The 17,867-nt window shown below is 73.0% G+C and carries 17 protein-coding genes; 7 read left to right on the top strand and 10 right to left on the bottom strand.

Annotation, left to right across the window (positions count from 1 at the left end; translation table 11 throughout):
• Nucleotides 1–43: 43 nt before the first annotated feature.
• Nucleotides 44–1,207: a flavin-containing monooxygenase gene (locus tag AC068B_RS17695; RefSeq protein ID WP_478672447.1), complete on the bottom strand. Its 1,164-nt coding sequence runs from the start codon at nucleotides 1,205–1,207 to the stop codon at nucleotides 44–46.
• Between the two features lie 437 nt (nucleotides 1,208–1,644).
• On the opposite strand from AC068B_RS17695, the gene AC068B_RS17690 reads away from it, so the two are divergent.
• Nucleotides 1,645–2,070: a Zn-ribbon domain-containing OB-fold protein gene (locus AC068B_RS17690; RefSeq protein ID WP_478672446.1), complete on the top strand. Its 426-nt coding sequence runs from the start codon at nucleotides 1,645–1,647 to the stop codon at nucleotides 2,068–2,070.
• Nucleotides 2,071–2,076: 6 nt separating this feature from the next.
• Nucleotides 2,077–2,964, top strand: a complete 888-nt coding sequence (locus AC068B_RS17685) for a GNAT family N-acetyltransferase (RefSeq protein ID WP_478672445.1) — start codon at nucleotides 2,077–2,079, stop codon at nucleotides 2,962–2,964.
• Nucleotides 2,965–3,013: 49 nt separating this feature from the next.
• On the opposite strand, the gene AC068B_RS17680 is transcribed toward AC068B_RS17685, so the two are convergent.
• Both AC068B_RS17680 and AC068B_RS17675 read right to left on the bottom strand, forming a co-directional pair.
• Nucleotides 3,014–3,742 (bottom strand): pyridoxine/pyridoxamine 5'-phosphate oxidase, encoded by a 729-nt coding sequence (locus AC068B_RS17680; protein WP_478672444.1) that lies wholly within the window; start codon nucleotides 3,740–3,742, stop codon nucleotides 3,014–3,016.
• Nucleotides 3,743–3,801: 59 nt separating this feature from the next.
• Entirely contained in the window at nucleotides 3,802–5,025 is a 1,224-nt protein-coding gene (locus tag AC068B_RS17675; protein WP_478672443.1) for a thiolase C-terminal domain-containing protein, read from the bottom strand.
• A 179-nt stretch (nucleotides 5,026–5,204) separates the two neighbouring features.
• Between AC068B_RS17675 and AC068B_RS17670 the strand changes: the two genes are divergently transcribed.
• Nucleotides 5,205–6,488, top strand: a complete 1,284-nt coding sequence (locus tag AC068B_RS17670; RefSeq protein WP_478672442.1) for an acyl-CoA dehydrogenase family protein — start codon at nucleotides 5,205–5,207, stop codon at nucleotides 6,486–6,488.
• Nucleotides 6,488–6,964: a nitroreductase family deazaflavin-dependent oxidoreductase gene (locus tag AC068B_RS17665; protein ID WP_478672441.1), complete on the top strand. Its 477-nt coding sequence runs from the start codon at nucleotides 6,488–6,490 to the stop codon at nucleotides 6,962–6,964. Before AC068B_RS17670 ends, AC068B_RS17665 begins: the two co-directional genes overlap by 1 nt.
• Nucleotides 6,965–7,111: 147 nt before the next feature.
• Here the strand turns inward: AC068B_RS17665 and AC068B_RS17660 are convergent, their stop codons facing one another.
• Nucleotides 7,112–7,759, bottom strand: coding sequence for a TetR family transcriptional regulator (locus AC068B_RS17660; RefSeq protein ID WP_356263500.1), 648 nt, complete (start codon nucleotides 7,757–7,759; stop codon nucleotides 7,112–7,114).
• A gap of 169 nt (nucleotides 7,760–7,928) precedes the next feature.
• Between AC068B_RS17660 and AC068B_RS17655 the strand changes: the two genes are divergently transcribed.
• Together AC068B_RS17655 and afsK are read left to right on the top strand one after the other, a co-directional pair.
• Nucleotides 7,929–8,783 carry a VOC family protein gene (locus tag AC068B_RS17655; RefSeq protein WP_478672440.1) on the top strand — a complete coding sequence of 285 codons (855 nt, stop codon included), beginning with the start codon at nucleotides 7,929–7,931 and terminating at the stop codon, nucleotides 8,781–8,783.
• 171 nt (nucleotides 8,784–8,954) lie between these two features.
• Nucleotides 8,955–11,330 carry a protein serine/threonine kinase AfsK gene (gene afsK / locus AC068B_RS17650; RefSeq protein ID WP_478672439.1) on the top strand — a complete coding sequence of 792 codons (2,376 nt, stop codon included), beginning with the start codon at nucleotides 8,955–8,957 and terminating at the stop codon, nucleotides 11,328–11,330.
• Nucleotides 11,331–11,356: 26 nt separating this feature from the next.
• Here afsK and AC068B_RS17645 read toward each other — a convergent pair whose 3' ends face one another.
• The 4 genes from AC068B_RS17645 to AC068B_RS17630 form a co-directional block, all read right to left on the bottom strand.
• On the bottom strand, nucleotides 11,357–11,911 hold the full coding sequence (locus AC068B_RS17645) for a hypothetical protein (protein WP_478672438.1): 555 nt from the start codon (nucleotides 11,909–11,911) through the stop codon (nucleotides 11,357–11,359).
• A gap of 122 nt (nucleotides 11,912–12,033) precedes the next feature.
• Nucleotides 12,034–12,819: an enoyl-CoA hydratase/isomerase family protein gene (locus AC068B_RS17640; RefSeq protein ID WP_478672437.1), complete on the bottom strand. Its 786-nt coding sequence runs from the start codon at nucleotides 12,817–12,819 to the stop codon at nucleotides 12,034–12,036.
• A complete protein-coding gene (locus tag AC068B_RS17635; RefSeq protein WP_478672436.1) occupies nucleotides 12,816–13,277 on the bottom strand; it encodes a Zn-ribbon domain-containing OB-fold protein in 462 nt (153 codons plus the stop codon). The genes AC068B_RS17640 and AC068B_RS17635 overlap by 4 nt, the downstream gene beginning before the upstream one ends.
• 122 nt (nucleotides 13,278–13,399) lie before the next feature.
• Nucleotides 13,400–14,548, bottom strand: a complete 1,149-nt coding sequence (locus AC068B_RS17630; protein WP_478672434.1) for a lipid-transfer protein — start codon at nucleotides 14,546–14,548, stop codon at nucleotides 13,400–13,402.
• Between the two features lie 102 nt (nucleotides 14,549–14,650).
• Between AC068B_RS17630 and AC068B_RS17625 the strand changes: the two genes are divergently transcribed.
• A complete protein-coding gene (locus tag AC068B_RS17625) occupies nucleotides 14,651–16,252 on the top strand; it encodes a FadD3 family acyl-CoA ligase (RefSeq protein ID WP_478672433.1) in 1,602 nt (533 codons plus the stop codon).
• A gap of 93 nt (nucleotides 16,253–16,345) precedes the next feature.
• On the opposite strand, the gene AC068B_RS17620 is transcribed toward AC068B_RS17625, so the two are convergent.
• Nucleotides 16,346–16,735, bottom strand: a complete 390-nt coding sequence (locus tag AC068B_RS17620; RefSeq protein WP_478672432.1) for a VOC family protein — start codon at nucleotides 16,733–16,735, stop codon at nucleotides 16,346–16,348.
• Between the two features lie 74 nt (nucleotides 16,736–16,809).
• Entirely contained in the window at nucleotides 16,810–17,202 is a 393-nt protein-coding gene (locus AC068B_RS17615) for a hypothetical protein (RefSeq protein ID WP_478672431.1), read from the bottom strand.
• Nucleotides 17,203–17,867: the final 665 nt, after the last annotated feature.

The following is a 17,867-nucleotide window of genomic DNA, read 5'->3' as shown; positions in this document are numbered from 1 at the left end:
GAGGGGGTGGTCGGGAGGGGGCGGTTCTGTTCGTCGACGGCTGTCAGTGCGTGGCTATGGCCTTGGCGATCTTCTCGGCGTCCCGGGCCAGTTCGCGGAGCATGCCGCTGATCGGGTTCGTGTAGCCGGTGAAGTACAGGCCGGGGGCCCGCTTCGGGGCGCGGGGGCCGTGGGAGGTCGGGCGGCCGCGGGCGTCGAGGACGTCGAGGTCGCCGACGAGTCCTTCGAGGGCGCGCCGGTAGCCGGTCGCCGCGATGACGACGTCCGGGCCGATCCTGGTGCCGTCGGCGAGGGCGACCTTCCCGTCCTCGAACGACTCCACGGCCGCGACCGGCTCGACCTGCCCCTTGCGCACGGCGTCGATCAGTCCGACGTCCTGCACCGGGATCGCGCCCTGCCTGGCGCGCGAGTACAGGCCGGTGTCGGGGCGCGGCAGCCCCTGCGCCGTGAGGTCGGGGACGCCGACCTTCGCGATCGGCCGCGCGAGCCGGTCCACCAGGGCGACGGGCAGCCTCCGGCACAGGATGCCGGTGCGCTGCGCGGGCCAGCCCGCCGTGGAGCGGCGCACGATGTGCGGGGTGGTGCGGACCGCGAGGCGGACCCGGGCTGCGCCGCCCTCGGCGAGGTCGACGGCGATCTCGGCGCCGGTGTTGCCGACGCCGACGACCAGGATGTCCTTGCCGGTGTAGGGGGCGGGGTTGCGGTAGTCGGCGGCGTGCAGGAGCTCGCCGGTGTAGGTGTCGCGGCCGGGCCAGTCCGGGAGGTGGGGCGTGTGGTTGTAGCCGGTGGCGATCACCACCGCGCTGCCCGTGAGCTCGCGCCCGCCGGTGGCGCGCAGCAGCCAGCCGGTGCCGTCGTCGGTGCGTTCAAGGCCGGTCACCTCGACCCCGGTGACGACGTCGAGCTGGTGGTGCTCGGCGTACTTCTCCAGGTAGCGGACCACGTTGTCGCGCGACACCCAGCGGCCGAACGACCGCGGGATGGACAGCCCCGGCAGGGCGGAGAGGCGGCGGGTCGTGTGCAGGTGGAGGCGGTCGTAGTGGCCGCGCCAGGAGGCGCCGACGTGGTCGGCCTTCTCCAGGACGACCGCGCGGACACCGCGTGCGCGCAGGGCCGCCGCGGCGGCGAGACCGCCGGGGCCGCCGCCGATGACGTACACGGGGCGGTCCTGCACGAGCGTAAGCGGAGGGGTCGAGTCGGCAGCCATGCCTGGAGAGTAATCGCGCGATTACTTGATGGGTGACGGTCAAGTCCGAAAGCGATTGCGAATTGATCACGGGTGTACGGGATGTACGGGGCGTACGACTCTTGCGCATCCGGCGCCCCATGAGTTGAACTGACGTACCGTCAGGAGTGTGTCACCGCCGGAAACGTGTGATCCCCGGTCCGGGGCGGAGGGGCTGCGGGAAGGGTCTCCCGGGTCCGTAGGCCGCGGGCGGGGCGGTCGTTGCGTGGAGGGAGTCGGTGGCGGGAGGGCCGATGGCGGACGGGGGCGCGGGGCGGCTTTGGCCGGTTCTCTTTCCCTCCCTTCCCCTTGCTCCCGCTGTCTTGTCTGCTCTGCCTTCCCTTCCCTCCTCCCCTCCCTGGCCCCGGTCGCTTCTGTTCCTGCGTCCCGGCCCCCGACAACGCGATCGGACTCCTCTTATGAGCACGGAACAGCGCACCGAGCCGCGCTTCGACCTTCCCGAGGCCGATGCCTTCACCCGGCCCTACTGGGACGCGGCCGCCGAAGGGCGGTTGCTGGTGCGCCGCTGCGGGGCGTGCGGGGTCGCCCATCACTACCCGCGCGAGTTCTGCCCGCGCTGCTGGAGCGAGGACGTCACCTGGGAGCAGGCGAGCGGCAGGGCCACGCTCTACACGTGGTCGGTCGTGCACCGCAACGACCTGCCGCCGTTCGGCAGCCGCGTCCCCTACGTCGCCGCGGTCGTCGACCTCGCCGAGGGCCCGCGCATGATGACGGAGGTCGTCGACTGCGAGGAAGGCGCACTGCGGGTCGGGATGCCGGTGGAGGTGACGTTCCGGGAGGCGGCGGAAGGGGTGGCGGTCGCGGTGTTCCGGCCCGGGGGATGATGGTCCATGCCCAACGCGCCCACGGAACACCCCGCCTGGCAGCTGACCGCCGACCTCGACGGGTTCCTCGCCCGCGCCGAGGAGTTCCTGCGCTCCGAGCCCGCCCCGCACACCGTTCTGCTCAGCGTCCTGGAGAACCTGCGGGTGCGCGGGCTTCAGACGTACGGCGACGGGGTGCCCCTCTTCGGGACGTACGACGGCGCCGACGGCGCCGACGGCGCCGTACGGGGAATCTTCGTCCAGACCCCTCCGCGCCGGGTCGTCGTCGGCCCCGTCGCGCCCGAGGCCGCCGAAGCCCTCGCCCGGCAGCTCGCCGAGGTCGCCCCGGACCTGCCCGGGGTCGTCTCCGAGCGCGCCACCGCGGAAGCGTTCGCCCGCGCTTGGGGGGAGCGCACCGGAGCCGGTGCCACCCTCGGCACCCGCCAACGCCTGTACCGGCTCGGCACCCTCACCCCGCCGGGGCCCGCACCGGCCGGTCGCGCCCGCGTGGCCACCGCGGCGGACCGGGGCCTGTTGGCCCGCTGGCACGACGAGTTCGGCGAGGCCGTCGGTGAGCGCTCCGGGATGGAGCCGGGCGCGTGGGCCGACTCCCGTATCGCCTACGGAGGGGTCACCCTGTGGGAGGCCCCCGACGGCACGCCGGTCGCGATGGCGGGCGTCACCCGCCGCATCGCGGGCCAGGTCCGCGTCACCCCCGTCTACACCCCTGCCGCCTACCGCGGCCGCGGATACGGAGGCGCCGCCACCGCCGCGGTCACCCGCGCCGCGCTCGACGCGGGCGCGTCGGAGGTCCTGCTCTTCACGGACCTGGCCAACCCGACGAGCAACGGGCTCTACCAGCGCATCGGGTACCGGCCTGTCGGGGACTACGCGCAGTGGGAGTTCGGGCAGTAGGGCTTCAGCTTCAGGTAGGAGGGCTCCACGGTCGTCCGTCCCGTGACCGTCACGGCCACAGCAGCTCCCTGGTCCAGTTGCCGTCGTCCGCCCTGCGGTATCGCAGCCGTACGTGGCGGCGCAGGGCGTCGCCCTGGAAGAACTCCACCTCCGCCGGGTCCAGGACGTACAGCGTCCACGTCGGGGAGTCCGCGTCCGGCTCCGCCTGCGCGCGCTCCCAGGCCGCCGCGGACGAGCGCTCCAACTCCTCGTACGTGTCGAGGACTTCGCTCTGGCGGCCGACCAGCGCCGCGGCCAGGGCGCCGGTCGAGCGGGCGTGCAGGTCGGCGAGGCTCTCGGTGTGCGGTGCCGTGGTGACCCGGCCCTTGAGCCGGATCTGGCGGCCCTGTGTCGGCCAGTAGAAGTGCAGGGCGGCTTCCGGGCGGGCCGCGAGCTGGCGGCCCTTCCTGCTGCTCGCGTGCGAGGCGAAGTGCCAGCCGTGGCCGTCCGCGTCGTGCAGCATCACGGTCCGCACGTCGGGCCCGCCGTCCTCCGCGACCGTCGCCAGGCCCATGGTGTGCGGCTCGGGCTGCCCGGCCGCCACCGCCGACGCGAACCATTCGTGGAACAGGGGGAGCGGTGCGGAGGGCGCGTCGGCCGTCGGGTCGAAGGCGGGCAGGTCGACGTCCCAGACCCGCTGGGCCCTCAGCAGTTTCTGGAACTCGGTCGGAGTGGAGGACGCTGAGGACGCTGAGGACGTGGAGGACGCCGTGGCGGGGCGCGGGTCTGGTGTCGTCATGCGGTGATTGTCGCTGGTCCGCCTGCGGTGATTGTCGCCGGTCCGCGGTGCCGGGGCCCTTACCCCCGCCCCAGCACCACCGTCCCCGAAGAGCAGAACCAGCCGCCCGTCCCTGAAGCCACCGCCAGCTCCGGCAGCGTGCCGTCGGGGCGTCTGACCTGGCCCTCGCCCGCCGCGCCCCGCAGCTGTCGTACCGCCTCCACCAGCAGGAACAGGCCCCGCATCCCGGGGTGCTGGGCCGACAGGCCGCCGCCGTCCGTGTTGGTCGGCAGTTCGCCGTCCCGCAGCAGGCGGCCCTTCTCCACGAAGGCACCGCCCTCCCCCTTCGCGCAGAAGCCGAGGTCCTCCAGGGTCACCAGGGTCATGTAAGTGAAGGCGTCGTAGATCTCCGCGATGTCGATGTCCGCGGGCCGCACCCCCGCGCGCTCGAAGGCCAGGCGGCCGCTGACCGCCGCCGGGGAGACCGTGAAGTCGTCCCACTCGGACATCGTCGTGTGCGAGACGTGCTCGCCCGCGCCGAGCACCCAGACCGGGGCGGAGGCGCAGTCCTGCACGTACTCCTCCGCGGCGAGCAGGACCGCGCAGCCGCCGTCGGAACGTATGCAGCAGTGCAGCTTGGTGAAGGGGTCCGCGATCATCGGTCCTTCGAGCACCTCGTCGACCGTGATCGGGTCGCGGAACATCGCGTCGGGATTGGTCGCGGCGTTGGCCCGCGCCTGCACGGCGACGGAGGCGAGCTGCTCCAGCGTCGTGCCGTACTCGTGCATGTGGCGGCGCGCGGCCATCGCGTACTTGGCGATCAGGGAGTGCCCGTACGGGACCTCGAACTGCAGTGGGCCCCGCGCGCCGAACGAGAGGTTCGAGGTGCGGCGCCTGGCCTTGATGTCGGCGCGGGCGGTGGAGCCGTAGACCAGGAGCACGGCGTTCGCCCGCCCCGCGGCTATCGCGTCCGCCGCGTGCGCGGCCATGACCTCCCAGGTGGCGCCGCCGACCGAGGTCGAGTCCACCCAGCGGGGCTTGAGGCCGAGGTACTCGGCGACCTCCACCGGCGCCAGCGTGCCGAGGCCCGCCGACGCGATGCCGTCGATGACGTCGCGGCCGAGCCCGGAGTCGGCGAGCGCGCGGCGCGCGGCCTGGGCGTGCAGCGCGTGGGGCGTGGCCTCGTCGACCCGGCCGCAGTCCGAGAGCGCCACACCGACGACGGCGACCTTGCGGGGCGCGGCGGGCACGGTGGGCGTGGCGGTTCGGGTACGGATCGTGTTGCTGGGGACGGCAGTTGGCATGAATCTGACGGTACATCAGATGCCGGTTCCCGGGAGAGGGTGTGCGCCGCCTTCGCGTGACGTCGCTGCGTGAGGTCGTCGCGTCACGTCACCGCTCTGTGCATATCGCCGCCGCCGCCCTAGCATGACGGCCCGTCAGATTTGGGCCGGGTCTCCGTGCCCGGGGGAGGAGCCTGCCGATGGACGCCGCCTTCAGCGCGGAGCAGGGCGAGATCCGCCGCACTCTTCGCGAAGTGATCACCAAGCGGTGCGGGCCCGACGAGGTCAAGGCGGCCGTGCGCACGCCGGACGGCCACGACACCGCCCTGTGGACCGCCCTCGCCGAACAGCTCGGGCTGCCCGGACTCGCACTTCCGGAGAGCTACGGCGGCGCGGGCTGCACGGCCGCGGAACTCGCCCTCGGCGTGGAGGAGCTGGGCCGCGCCCTCGCGCCCACCCCGCTCCTCGCCACCGCCGTGCTCGCCGCCCCGCTCATCCTCGCCCTCGGCACCGAGGAACAGCGCGCCGCCCATCTGCCCCGCATCGCCGCGGGTGAGCTGAGCGCCGCCCTCGCCGTCCCCGGCACCGGGCTCGCCACGGCGCTCGGGCTCGTCGGGGACAACCGGGGCGACTGGGCGGGCGGCGGCCGCGCGGGCGGTGTGCAGGCGCGGCTCTCCGACGGGGTGTGGCGGCTGTACGGGCAGGCCGAGCAGGTCATCGACGGGCACAGCGCGGGGCTGCTCGTGGTCGCCGCGCACGCGGGCGGGTTCGCCCGGTCCCGCACGCTCCTCTTCCTCGTACGGGAGGGGGCGCCCGGCATGGTGCGGGCCCGGCAGACCGCCCTGGACGAGACCCGCACACAGGCCCGCGTCGAGCTGCGCGACGTGGCGGCGGAGCTGCTGGGCGCCGACGACGCCGATGTGCCCGCCGCGCTCGGCGCCGTGGGGGACGTCGTGGCCACCGTCGTCGCCGCGGAGGCGGTCGGTGCCGCGGAGCGCGCTCTGGAGCGGACGGTCGAGTACGTGCAGCAGCGCGAGCAGTTCGGCCGCGCGATCGGCTCCTTCCAGGCGGTGAAGCACCGCCTGGCCGACGTGTACGTACAGGTGCAGGCGGCGCGGTCGGCCGCCTACTACGCGGCGTGGGCCGCGGGCGCGAAGGCCGCCGGGTTCGGCGGGCAGGGCGCCGAGCGGGCCGGTGGGCTCGCGCTCGCGCAGGGGCTCGACGCGCTGCGGACCGCCGCGTCCGAAGCGGTGCAGCTGCACGGCGGCATCGGCTTCACCTGGGAGCACGAGGCGCACCTGTACTTCAAGCGGGCGTCCGGCGACGACCTCCTGTTCGGTCCTGTGCACCGGCTGCGGGCGCGGGCGGCGGAGCGGGCGGGGCTGTTCGAGGAGGCGCCGGTCGAGGAAACACCGCCCGAGAAGGAGTCCGAGAAGGAGGCCGAGACGGAGTCCGAGGCGGCGTCGGTCGGGAAGGTCCGCTGATGGCGGTCGGGCTGCGGCTGGTGCAGAAGGTGTCGTCCACCCGCGCCTTCGCCAGGGTCGCGCCGCACTTCATCCCCGCCATGGACCGGACCGTGCACCGGCTGACCCGGGGCAAGGTGCTGCCCAGCGCGCGGATGCTGCCCGGCGTCATCCTGACCGTGCGGGGCGCGAAGAGCGGGGTGCCGAGGCGGACGCCGCTGGCCTGCATGCCGGAGGAGGGTGGCGAGAGCTGGGTGCTCGTCGGGTCGAACTTCGGGCGTCCCGGCCACCCCGCGTGGACCGCCAACCTGATCGCGGGGCCCGAGGCCGAGGTGAACTGGCGGGGCGCCGACATCCCGGTGCGGGCACGGCTCCTGTCGGGGGCCGAGCGGGCCGAGGTCTGGGCGGCGGCGCTGAGGTTCTGGCCGCCGTATGCCGCGTACCAGGCCCGTGTGGAGCGGGAGATACGGTTGTTCCGCCTGGAGCGCAGGCGCTGAGTGTCCGGACCGCGCTGAGTGTCCGGACCGCGCCGGGTGTCCGGACCGCGCCGGGTGTCCCACCGGGCCGGGTGTCCCGACCACAACGGCGGATCACCGAGGTGATCCGCCGTCGGGCTGACAGGACCGGGAGAAAAGAGCCGGAAACTACTTTGTCGGCTTCTTTCCGGTTACTCCCAGATGTACCAACATCGCCAGGTTCGGCTTCAGTTCGGCCTGCTTCACGCCCCACGTCTGGAAGCCCCGCTGGTGGGAGGCGACCGCCGCGAGCATCGCGACCAGGGAGCCCGCCATCGCCGCCGGGCTGACGTCCTTGTCGACCTTGCCCTTGGCCTGGAGCTCCTTGACGGTGTCCGTAAGGGAGTTGTTGACCGAGTTGAGGATCTTCATCCTGATTTTGTAGAAGCGCTTGTCGCCCTCCGCGGCGCCCAGATCGACGACCCGGAGGATCGCGTCGTTCTTGCGCCAGAAGTCGAGGAAGCCGTCCACCAGGTCCTGGGAGGTCTGCCACCCCGCCTTGCCGACCCACGAGCGCCCGTCGAGCAGCTGGGTCAACTCGGCGCCCTCTGCGGCCATTTGCTCCGCGATTTCCAGGACGGCGCCTTCGACATCCGGGAAGTACTGGTAGAAGGTCGCGGGTGAAGTCCCCGCCTTCCGGGCGACGTCGATGACTTTGACGTCCCGGTAGGGCGAGGAGCTGAGCATCTCGCTGAGGCAGTCGAGCAGCTTCTGACGCGTCGCCTGACCGCGCCGACCGGCCACGCGGCCGTCGACGGTACGTACCTGTCCTGTCATGCCGTCAGCTTACCGAGGGGTGATCGGAGCGCGATTCGGCCGAGTGCAAATGGGGTTGAGGCGCATGAGAGCGGCGGACGGCGCACCCCGTCGCACACCCCATGAAAATCAGCCAGACGTTCGAATCTTTGCGCTGCGGGGACCGGGGCGGGCGGCTAGCTTGACTGGCATGGACTACGCGCAGCGGGACTCAGGGGGCGGATACGCGGAGGGCGTGCCCTGCTGGGTCGACGCCATGCTGCCCGACGTCGAGGGCGGCAAGCGGTTCTACGGTGAGCTCTTCGGGTGGACTTTCGACGCCGGTACGGGCACTGGCGTCGGCTCGGAGTACGGGCGCTACGCCCAGGCCTACAGCGACGGCCTCCCCGTCGCCGCGCTCGCCCCCAAGGCCGACGGCCGCATGCCCACCGTATGGACGGTGTATCTGGCGAGTCCGGACGCCGCCGCGCTGGCCGAGCGCGTCAGGGGCGCGGGCGGCTCCATGATCACGGAGGTCATGCCGGTGGGGCCCTTCGGGTCGATGGGGCTCGCCGCCGACCCCGAGGGCGCCGTCTTCGGGCTCTGGCAGGGCGGCACGCACCGGGGCTTCGGGAAGCAGCGGAAGCCAGGGTCGTACTGCTGGACCGAGGTGTACTCACGGGACAAGGCGCTGGTCGACCCGTTCTACGAGCGCGTCTTCGGATACGGCGGCCTCGACCTCGACCTCGACGGCGAGGACTTCCGGATCTGGTCCCCCGCGGGCACCGAGCCGGGACCGGACACGGCGATCGGCGGCCGCAGCCTGCTGCCGGGGCCCGACCCGGCCGCCCCCGCCTCGGCCGCCCCCCTCTCCGGCCGGTACGTTCCCGCGCGCATGCCCGCGCACTTCCTCGTCTACTTCAACGTCACCGACACCGACGCGAGCGCCGCCACGGTGACCCGGCTCGGCGGCCGCGTACAGGCCCCGCCGACCGACACCCCGTACGGCCGGATCGCGGTGTTCACGGACAATCAAGGGGCTACGTTCGCGGTCCTCCAGGGCTGAGCGGCCCAGGGGGCGGTGTTTTGTCCGTAGACACCCCGATCCCGCCCCGGGTTCGCAACCGTCGCCTCGGACAGGAAGAATCAGGGTGCGTGCCGCCGTAGCGGCTCGGTGGTGAGACGCTGCACGGGGCTGTCTTCTTCGGCGGCCGCGTACGGGGAGGTGGCAGGGCAAGTGGTGGATCAGCTGACGCAGCACGATCCGAGGCGGATCGGCCCGTTCGAGGTCCTCGGCAGGCTGGGCGCCGGTGGCATGGGCCTGGTCTATCTCGCGCGCTCCGCGTCGGGACGGCGCGTGGCGATCAAGACGGTGCGGACCGAGCTCGCCGAGGACCAGCTGTTCCGTGTCCGCTTCACGCGCGAGGTCGAGGCGGCCCGCGCCGTGTCCGGTTTCTACACGGCCGCTGTGGTGGACGCCGATCCGCGGGCCGCCGTGCCCTGGCTCGCCACGGCGTACGTCCCCGCGCCCTCCCTCGAAGAAATAGTGAATGAACACGGGCCGCTGCCCACCCAGGCGGTGCGCTGGCTGGCGGCAGGCGTGGCCGAGGCCCTGGAGTCCATCCACGGCGCGGGCCTGGTCCACCGTGACCTCAAGCCGTCCAACGTCCTCGTCGTCGAGGACGGGCCGCGCGTGATCGACTTCGGCATCGCGTCCGGCGTCTCCAACACCCGGCTGACCATGACGAACGTCGCCGTGGGCACGCCCGCGTACATGTCGCCCGAGCAGGCCAAGGACTCGCGCAGCGTGACCGGCGCGAGCGACGTCTTCTCGCTCGGCTCCACCCTCGTCTTCGCCGCCACCGGGCACGCGCCGTTCCACGGCGCCAACCCCGTCGAGACGGTCTTCATGCTGCTCAGGGAGGGCCCCGACCTCGAAGGGCTGCCTGCCGAGCTGCGCCCGCTCATCGAGTCCTGCATGCAGATGGACGCCACCATGCGGCCCACCCCCGGCGACCTCCAGGCCCAGCTCGCCCCGCACCTCTTCGCCTCCGAGAGCGCCGACAACGACGACAGCGGCACGGCGTCCGCCTGGCTGCCGGAGCGCGCCGTCGCGCTCATCGAGGCCCGCAGGGGCGGCCGCCCGCCCGCCAGGGTCCCCGCCGCAGCGGGCCGCAGCGGCGGCCGGGCCGCCGCCCCCGCCGCGCCCGTCACCGCGCCGCCGCCCCCGCCGCAGCCGCCGCACCAGCCGTCCCAGCCCTTCTCGGTCACGCCCGACGCCGGGCCCGTGCGGCTCGCCGGAGCGAAGGTGCCGATCGGTCCCGGGCCGCGGGTGGCAGGACAGCGCTCCGCCGCCGTGCCCGCCGATCCCGGGCTCGCCGGTTCCTGGTCCCGGTCGTCGGCCCACCGCGCCGCGGGCAACGGAGTCGACCCGGCCGCCGCCGCGGTGCCCGCGCCCGCCCCGGCACCCGACGCGGGAGCCTCCTCCTGGCGGCCCTGGCGGTTCCGCATGTCCAACGACGTCTGGGGCACCCCCGCCGTCGCGGGAAACCTGGTCTACGTCACGTCCTTCGAGGTCCACGCCCTGGACGTCGGCACGGGCCGCCGCAGCTTCAAGACCCGGGACGTCGCCTGGTCCATGGCGGTGGCCGACGGCCGCATCCACGCCTCCGACGGGCCCACGATCTACGCCCTGGACGGCGCCGAGGGCTCCGACCTCTGGCGGCTGCCGACGGACGCCTGGGTGTACTCCCTCCAGGCCGACCGGGGCACGGTCGTCACGGGCACCCGTGGCGGTGGCGTCCAGGCGTGGGAGGCCGCCAACGGCGAGAAGCTCTGGGAGATCACCGGCGCGCAGACCGACTTCGAGACGCCGGAGGCCGGGCCCGCCGTGTTCGACGGCACGGTCTACGTCTGGAAGGACGCCAGGCTGCGCGCCCTGGAGGCCCGCACCGGCGAGGAACGCTGGTCGTACCCCGTGGGCGACGCGGCCTCCTGCGGGGGCGTGCCGGTCCGGCTCACCCAGGCGCAGGACGGGTACGTGTACGTGGCCGCGGGCAGCCGGGTCCTCGCGATCGACGTGGCGGGCGGGCACGTCCGCTGGCACTTCGAGGCGCCCGCCGCCTTCCTCTGCCCGCCCGCCTTCGCCCCCGGGCCCGCGGTGACGGGCGGCGGCGTGTACCTCGCCGACTACCTCGGCACGGTGTACGCCCTCGACGCGACCGACGGCCGCGACCGCTGGCGCATCGCCACCGAGTCCCGCTCTTCCATCGAGCCGGTCCTCGTCGCCGACGGCCACGTCCACGTGGGCAGTGGCAAGGGCCTCTACACCCTGGACGCGGTCACGGGCACGCCGAAGTGGCGGTTCCAGGCGGGCGGCGAGGTCGTCGGCGCACCCGTCGTCGCCGACCGGCGCATCCACTTCGGCTCCACGGACCACCTCCTGTACACCCTGAAGGCGGACGACGGCCGCCTCCGCTGGAAGCTCGCGACGGGCGGCGAGATCACGGGGGCGCCCGTGGTGCGCGACGGCGTCGTGTACGCGTGCAGCAAGGACCGCTGTGTGTACGCGCTGGACGCGGAGCGGGGTACGGGGACGTCGCCGAGGCCGTAGCCGGGGGCTGCGGGCTGTGGGGGGCTTCAGCGCTCCGGTGGCTGCTGCCAGGCCGGGGGGTCGGAGGTGTCCGCCGGGTGTGCGCCGCCGTAGGCGGGGTCTGCGTCGTAGGGTGCGGGGTCTGCCGGAGCCGGATTCCGTTCTGCCGCCGCACGGCGTCCGCGCGCCCGTCCCGTCATGAGCGCCGCGCCGAGCAGCAGCGCCACCCCGCCCCCGAGGCTGCTCAGCAGCCCCTGGCCGAGTCCCGAGCCGTCGCCTGCGACGGCGAGGCTGCCCTCCGCCTGGCCCTGGCGGACCATCCACAGCACCGTGAAGCCGAGCACGAGTACGCCCGCGAACGCCACGAGCAGGCGCGATCTCAGGGCCACGGCGACCAGTGTCAGGAGCGCCGCGAAGACGAAGGGCAGGAAGAGCGAGCCGAAGAGTTCCGCCTCGGTGTCGGTGACCCCGGCGCCGGAGAACAGCTCGCCGATGCGGAAGTCACGCCCGAGACGGCCGTCGTACCAGGCTTGGAAGGGGCTCCGGACGGCGGCCGTCGCTCCGGCGAGAGCGAGGATCGACCCGAGGACGTTGCGGACCATCCAGAGGCCTCCTCGTGTGCGCGCGACTCGCTGAGCGCATCCGTACGCGTCTCTCAAGATCGACGCTACGCCGAGTGCGTGACGCCCGCCATGCGACCGCCTCCTGCCCCCCCGGGCCCCGTTCACCTCGTACGGAAGTCGCCGCTCCTGCGGTGCATGAACAGCTCCGCCTGCCGGTCCGGCGGCAGGTTGCCCAGGGCGATCAGATGGGGCGCGTGTGCCAGGGCCTGCGTGCGGGCCGCCTCCTTCGCCGACCAGACCGCCCGCACCGTGCCCTGCACCGCCTCCGTGGGGTACGAGGCGATGGTCTCGGCGGCGCGCACGGCCGCCGCCAACGCGCCGCCGGGCTCGGTCAGTTCGGACACCAGGCCCGTCTCGTACGCGCGCCGGGCGGAGACCCGCTCGGCCGTGCCCATCAGCGCCATCCTCGCGACCTCGCCGAACGGCATGCGCTGCGCCATGTGGATGGTTTCGTACGCGCTGACCATCCCGTACGTGGTGTGCGGGTCGAAGAACGTGGCGTGCTCGTCCGCCACGACGAACTCGGCCTCCCCGAGAAGATAGAAGGCCCCGCCGCACGCCATGCCGTTGACCGCGGCGATCACCGGCTTCCAGAGGTCGTTGGCCTTCGGGCCGATCGCGATCAGCGGATCGTCGATCATGTACGGGGAGCCGGGCTGGGGGACGTCCGCGTCCCGGTCGATGCCGGTGCAGAACGCCCGCTCGCCCGCGCCCGTCACCACCACGGCCCGGACCGTGTCGTCGAAGCGGAACTGCCGCCAGGTCTCCGCGAGCCGCTCGGCCGTCCGCACGTCGATCGCGTTGTGCCGCTCGGGCCGGTCCAGGGTCAGGACCGCGACGCCCGTGTCCTTGTCGACCGCCGTGCGCAGGGCGGCCGCGGACGTCACGGGCGCTCCAGGATCCACCGCGGGACCACGACACCGCCGACGTCCGCGAAGACGACCTGCACCTTCGCGCCGATGCGCAGCCGCTCGGGGGCGACGGAGTTCAGCGGGGCGTCGGGCGCCGCGACGAGGTTGCCGACGAGACGGATCCGCGGGGCGTCGGCCAGCTCGACGACGATCGCGTTGTACGGGGCCTGCTCGGCGTAGGCGGGCAGGAGCGGGGGGTGCGGGAAGACGTAGGACCAGATGCGGCCTCGTCCGCTCATCTTGCGCCAGGTGCTGTCGAAGGACTGGCAGTGGGGGCAGCAGGGCCTCGGCGGAAAGCGGAGCTCTGCGCAGTTTGGCCGCGCGCATGCCTGTATGCGGAGTTCGCCCTCCGCGGTGTACTTCCAGAAGGGGGCGCCGTCTTCGTCCGGGGTGGGGGTCAGGAGGGGTTCTGAATGTGCCGTCGCGTCTGCCATGTGGGTGTCCTTTGGCGGGTGCGGGTCGGATGTGGTTGCTCGCGCTCACGCGGCGGAGCCGCATATCGACACAGCCCCGCGCCCCTTACGGAGCGCTGCCCCCGTTGAAGGGGCGCGGGCCGTCATGACCTCAGCAGGATCGCTGACGTCGGGACTCCCTCTCCCGCCGTCACCAGGCACGTCCCCGCGTCCGGGACCTGGGCCGTGCTGGTGCCCCGGAGTTGCTTCACGCCCTCGTTGATGAGGTTGAAGCCGTGGACGTATGCCTCGCTGAGGCCGCCGCCGCCCGTGTTGATGGGGAGGCGACCGCCGCTCTCCAGGGCGCCGCCCTCCGTGAACGCGCCGCCCTCGCCGCGGCCGCAGAAGCCGTAGCCCTCCAGGGAGAGCGGGATGAGCGGGGTGAACGCGTCGTAGATCTGGGCGACGTCCACGTCCTGCGGGCCGAAGTCCGCCTGCTTCCACAGGTGTCGGGCCGCCGTCCAGGCGGGGCCCGAGAGCGGGTCGTCGTTCCAGTAGTTGACCATGCCGTGGTGCTGGGAGGGCAGGCCCTGCGCGACGGAGTGGACGTACACCGGCTTCTGTCGGCAGTCGCGTGCCCGCTCGGCGGAGACGATCACGCACGCCAACGCGCCGTCCGTCTCCAGGCAGTTGTCGAAGAGGCAGAGGGGTTCGCTGATCCAGCGCGACGTCATATACATGTCGCGGGTCAGCGGGCGCTCGTACATCATCGCGGCCGGGTTCTGGTTGGCGCGGTTGCGGCAGGCGAGGGCGACGTTGAAGAGGTGGTCGCGGGTCGTGCCGTACTCGTGCATGTGGCGGCGCGCGAGCATCGCGATCTCGTCGGCGGGGCGGAGCAGGCCGTAGGGGCGCGTCCACTGGGCGGGCGTGGGGAGTTGGACCGCGGTGTTCTTCCAGGGGCGGGGGCCGCTGCCGCGTTTGCGGGAGCGCCAGGCGATGCCGACGCTCGCCTGGCCGGTCGCGATGGCCGAGGCGAGGTGCGCGACGGTGGCGCAGGAGCCTCCGCCGCCGTAGCCGACCTTGCTGAAGAAGGTCACGTCGCCCGCGCCGACGGCCTTGGCGACCTCGACCTCGTCGGTCTCCTCCATCGTGTACGAGGCGAAGGCGTCGACCTCGGACGGCGCGATGCCTGCGTCGTCGAGGGCGGCGACGATCGCCCTGCACGCCAACTCCTTCTCGCTCTTGGGGAGTTGTTTGGCGAACGGGGTCTGGCCGATCCCGACTATCGCTGTAGCGTCCTTGAGTGAAGCCATGGGCAACGGCACCTCCGCCTGTCGCGAGCGTGTCACCACTGCTGACAGCGCGTCAGGCTACAGCTAATCTGACGGATAGTCAGCTAGTGGGAAGGGCTTGCGATGCGCGGCGACCTGGAGTGGGGCAGCATCCCGGGACTGGTGCGGGCGGCCGCCGGGCGGTACGGCTCGCGGGAGGCGGTCGTCGAGGGCCGCACCCGCATCACGTATGCGGAACTGGGCGAGCGCGTGGAGCACGCCGCGGCCGCCTGTGTGGCCAACGGAGTCGAGCCGGGCGACCGCGTCGCCGTCTGGGCGCCGAACACCCTCGACTGGATCGTCTCCGCGCTCGGCGCCGTCAGCGCCGGAGCGGTCCTCGTCCCCCTCAACACCCGTTTCAAGGGCACGGAGGCGGCGTACGTCCTGGCCCGCAGCCGCGCCAGGATCCTCTTCGTCACGGGGACGTTCCTCGGCACCTCGTACGTCGCCTCGCTGCGCCGCGCCGCGGCCGAGGGGCCGGGGGACGGGCCGCTGCCGGGGCTGCCGCACCTGGACCAGGTGGTCGTGCTCGCCGACGACGCCCCGCAGGACTTCCGCACCTGGAAGGACTTCCTGGCCAGCGGCGACACGGTGGACCCGGCCGTGGTCCGCACGCGCGCGGCCTCCGTCGACGGCTCCGCGCCCTCCGACATCATCTACACCTCGGGCACGACGGGCCGCCCCAAGGGCGCCGTCATCACCCACGCGCAGACCCTGCGCTGCTACGACGTGTGGTCCGACCTGGCCGGGCTGCGCGAGGGCGACCGCTATCTGATCGTGAACCCGTTCTTCCACACCTTCGGCTACAAGGCCGGGATCATCGCGTGCCTGATGCGGGGCGCGACGATGGTGCCGCAGCCCGTCTTCAACGTGGACACGGTCCTCGCCAACGTCGCGTCGGAGCGCATCTCGGTCCTGCCGGGCCCGCCCACCCTGCACCAGTCGCTCCTGGACCACCCCTCCCGCGACCAGTACGACCTCTCCGCGCTGCGCCTGGTGGTGACCGGCGCCGCGGTGGTGCCGCTGCAACTGGTGGAGCGGCTGCGGGCGGAGCTGCGCATCGCCACCGTCCTCACGGCGTACGGACTTTCGGAGGCGAGCGGCATCGTCACGATGTGCCGCCGCGGCGACCCGGCCGACGTGATCGCGTCGACGTCGGGCCGCGCCATCCCCGACACGGAGGTGCGGGTGGTGACCCCCGCCGGTGAGCCGCTCGCGCCGGGCCACCCGGGCGAGGTGCTCGTCCGCGGCCATCACGTCATGCAGGGCTACTTCGAGGATCCGGCGGGAACGAAGCGGTGCGTGACCCCGGACGGCTGGCTGCGGACGGGTGACGTCGGCGTCCTCGACACGGAGGGCAACCTCCGCATCACGGACCGGATCAAGGACATGTTCATCGTCGGCGGCTTCAACGCCTACCCCGCCGAGATAGAGCAGCTCCTCGGCGTCCATCCCGACGTGGCCGACGTCGCGGTGATCGGCGTACCCGATCCGCGGCTCGGCGAGGTCGGCAGGGCGTACGTGGTGCGGCGCCGCGGGGCCGTGGTCACCGCGGACGACCTGATCGCGTGGGCGCGGCGGGAGATGGCGAACTACAAGGTGCCGAGGAGCGTCGAGTTCGTGGCGGAGCTGCCGCGGAACGCGAGCGGGAAGGTGGTCAAGGGGGAGCTGCGGGGCCGCGGTTAGCAGCCCCCGGCCAGGTCCCTCTTCCGTGCTTCCCTGCCGGGCTCCGCTCCCTGCTGGGGGCCGCTCCCTGCTGGGGGCCGCTCCCTGCCGGGCTCAGGTCTGCTGGGTCAGGGCGGTCCGCTCGGCTCCGCTGAGCTCCACGCAGAACTCGTTGCCCTCCAGGTCGGTGAGGGTGACCCAGCCCCGGCCGTTCGGCCGCCGGTGGTCCTCGTGCAGCTTCGCGCCGACGCCGAGGAGCCGCTCGACCTCCTCGTCGCGGGTGCGGTCCTGCGGCTGGAGGTCGATGTGCAGCCGGTTCTTGACGGACTTGGCGTCCGGCACGGTCACGAAGAGCAGGGCGATGCCGTCGGCCGTCACCAGGGCCTCCGGGTCACCGGGGAAGTCGTCGTCGGCGAGCTTCCCGTCGAGGACCTCGGCCCAGAAGGTGGCCTGGCGGTAGGCGTCGTGGGCGTCGAACGTGAGATGGCGTACGAGAGAAGTCATGGGCGGCACTATTCGCTGCGCGGTGCGTCGTTGTCCACGGAAATACGCCTGGGGCCCGGGCAGTTCGGTGCGGCTCAGTGTCCGGTGGGCGGGCGGATGCAGCCGGTCTCCGGGAAGCGGCCGTTCGCCTCGGCGCCGTATCCGGCCCGGTCGACGTGGCCGGTCACGCAGGCGTCCTCGCCCACGTGGAGCCCGATCATCGCCCCTTCCGGCGTGCGGCCCTCGCTGACGTCCTCGGCGGTCGAGTACATCTCCTGGACCCTCAGCTTCAGGTCCTCGTACCCGAGCTTGCCGGTGAGCTCGGCGCGCACGCTCTCCGGGTCCCACTTCTTCGCCTTCCAGAGCCGCTTCAGGACCGGCTCCATGCGGGCGACCTCGCTGTGCGCGTCCCTCTCGCCGGACACGGACATCTCGCCGGGGCGGCGGTAGGCGTTGTTCTCGCGGTTGTGGGGCGCGCCGTCGATCACTCCGGGCTCCACGTAGGGGGAGGCGCCGGGGGCCGGGGACTCGGATGCGGATGTAGACGCAGATGCGGACGCGGACGTGGACACGGAGGGCGGCGCGGAGGGCGGCGCGGAGGTGGGCGCGGACGCCGATGCCGTGCCGGGGCGTTCGTCGCCGCAGCCGGTCAGGGCGGTGGCGGCGCACAGGAGGACGGCGGCGGCGAGGGGCCTTCGGTACTTCCAATGCGTTCCGTACGTCGACGTGTTCGTCGGCATGTGCGGCGGCGTGTTCGTCGATATGTCCGTCGGGCTGGCCATGCGCATGACTCTGCCACGACTGCGTGATGTGTACCGCATGGTCCGCGGGGCCTGTCCGGGGAGCCTCGTGCCGAACGTCCGGGGGAGCCTCGTCCCGAACGTCCGTTCGCCCTACGGGGTCTGCCCCAGGACCGCTGGTGCAGCACCCAGGGTTCCGCCGGGCGCGTGTCGGGCCTAGCCTCACAAGGGAGGAGAGCCCGTGACGGCACTCCTCCCGAGCGCCAACCGCTCTCCGGTCCCAGGACCCCGGACCCCGGATCCGCAGTTCACCCCTTCTCGACAGGGGAGTGATACCGATTCGGGCTCCCACCCCGGTCCATGGTGGCGCCCCGATCCACTCGACATCCCGGGTCGTCCCAGCGGCCCGTGGG

It is taken from the genome of Streptomyces sp. NPDC042371 (assembly GCF_056437465.1).
Note: the sequence above shows the minus strand (reverse complement) of the source record. Positions and strands in the feature narration are given on the sequence as shown.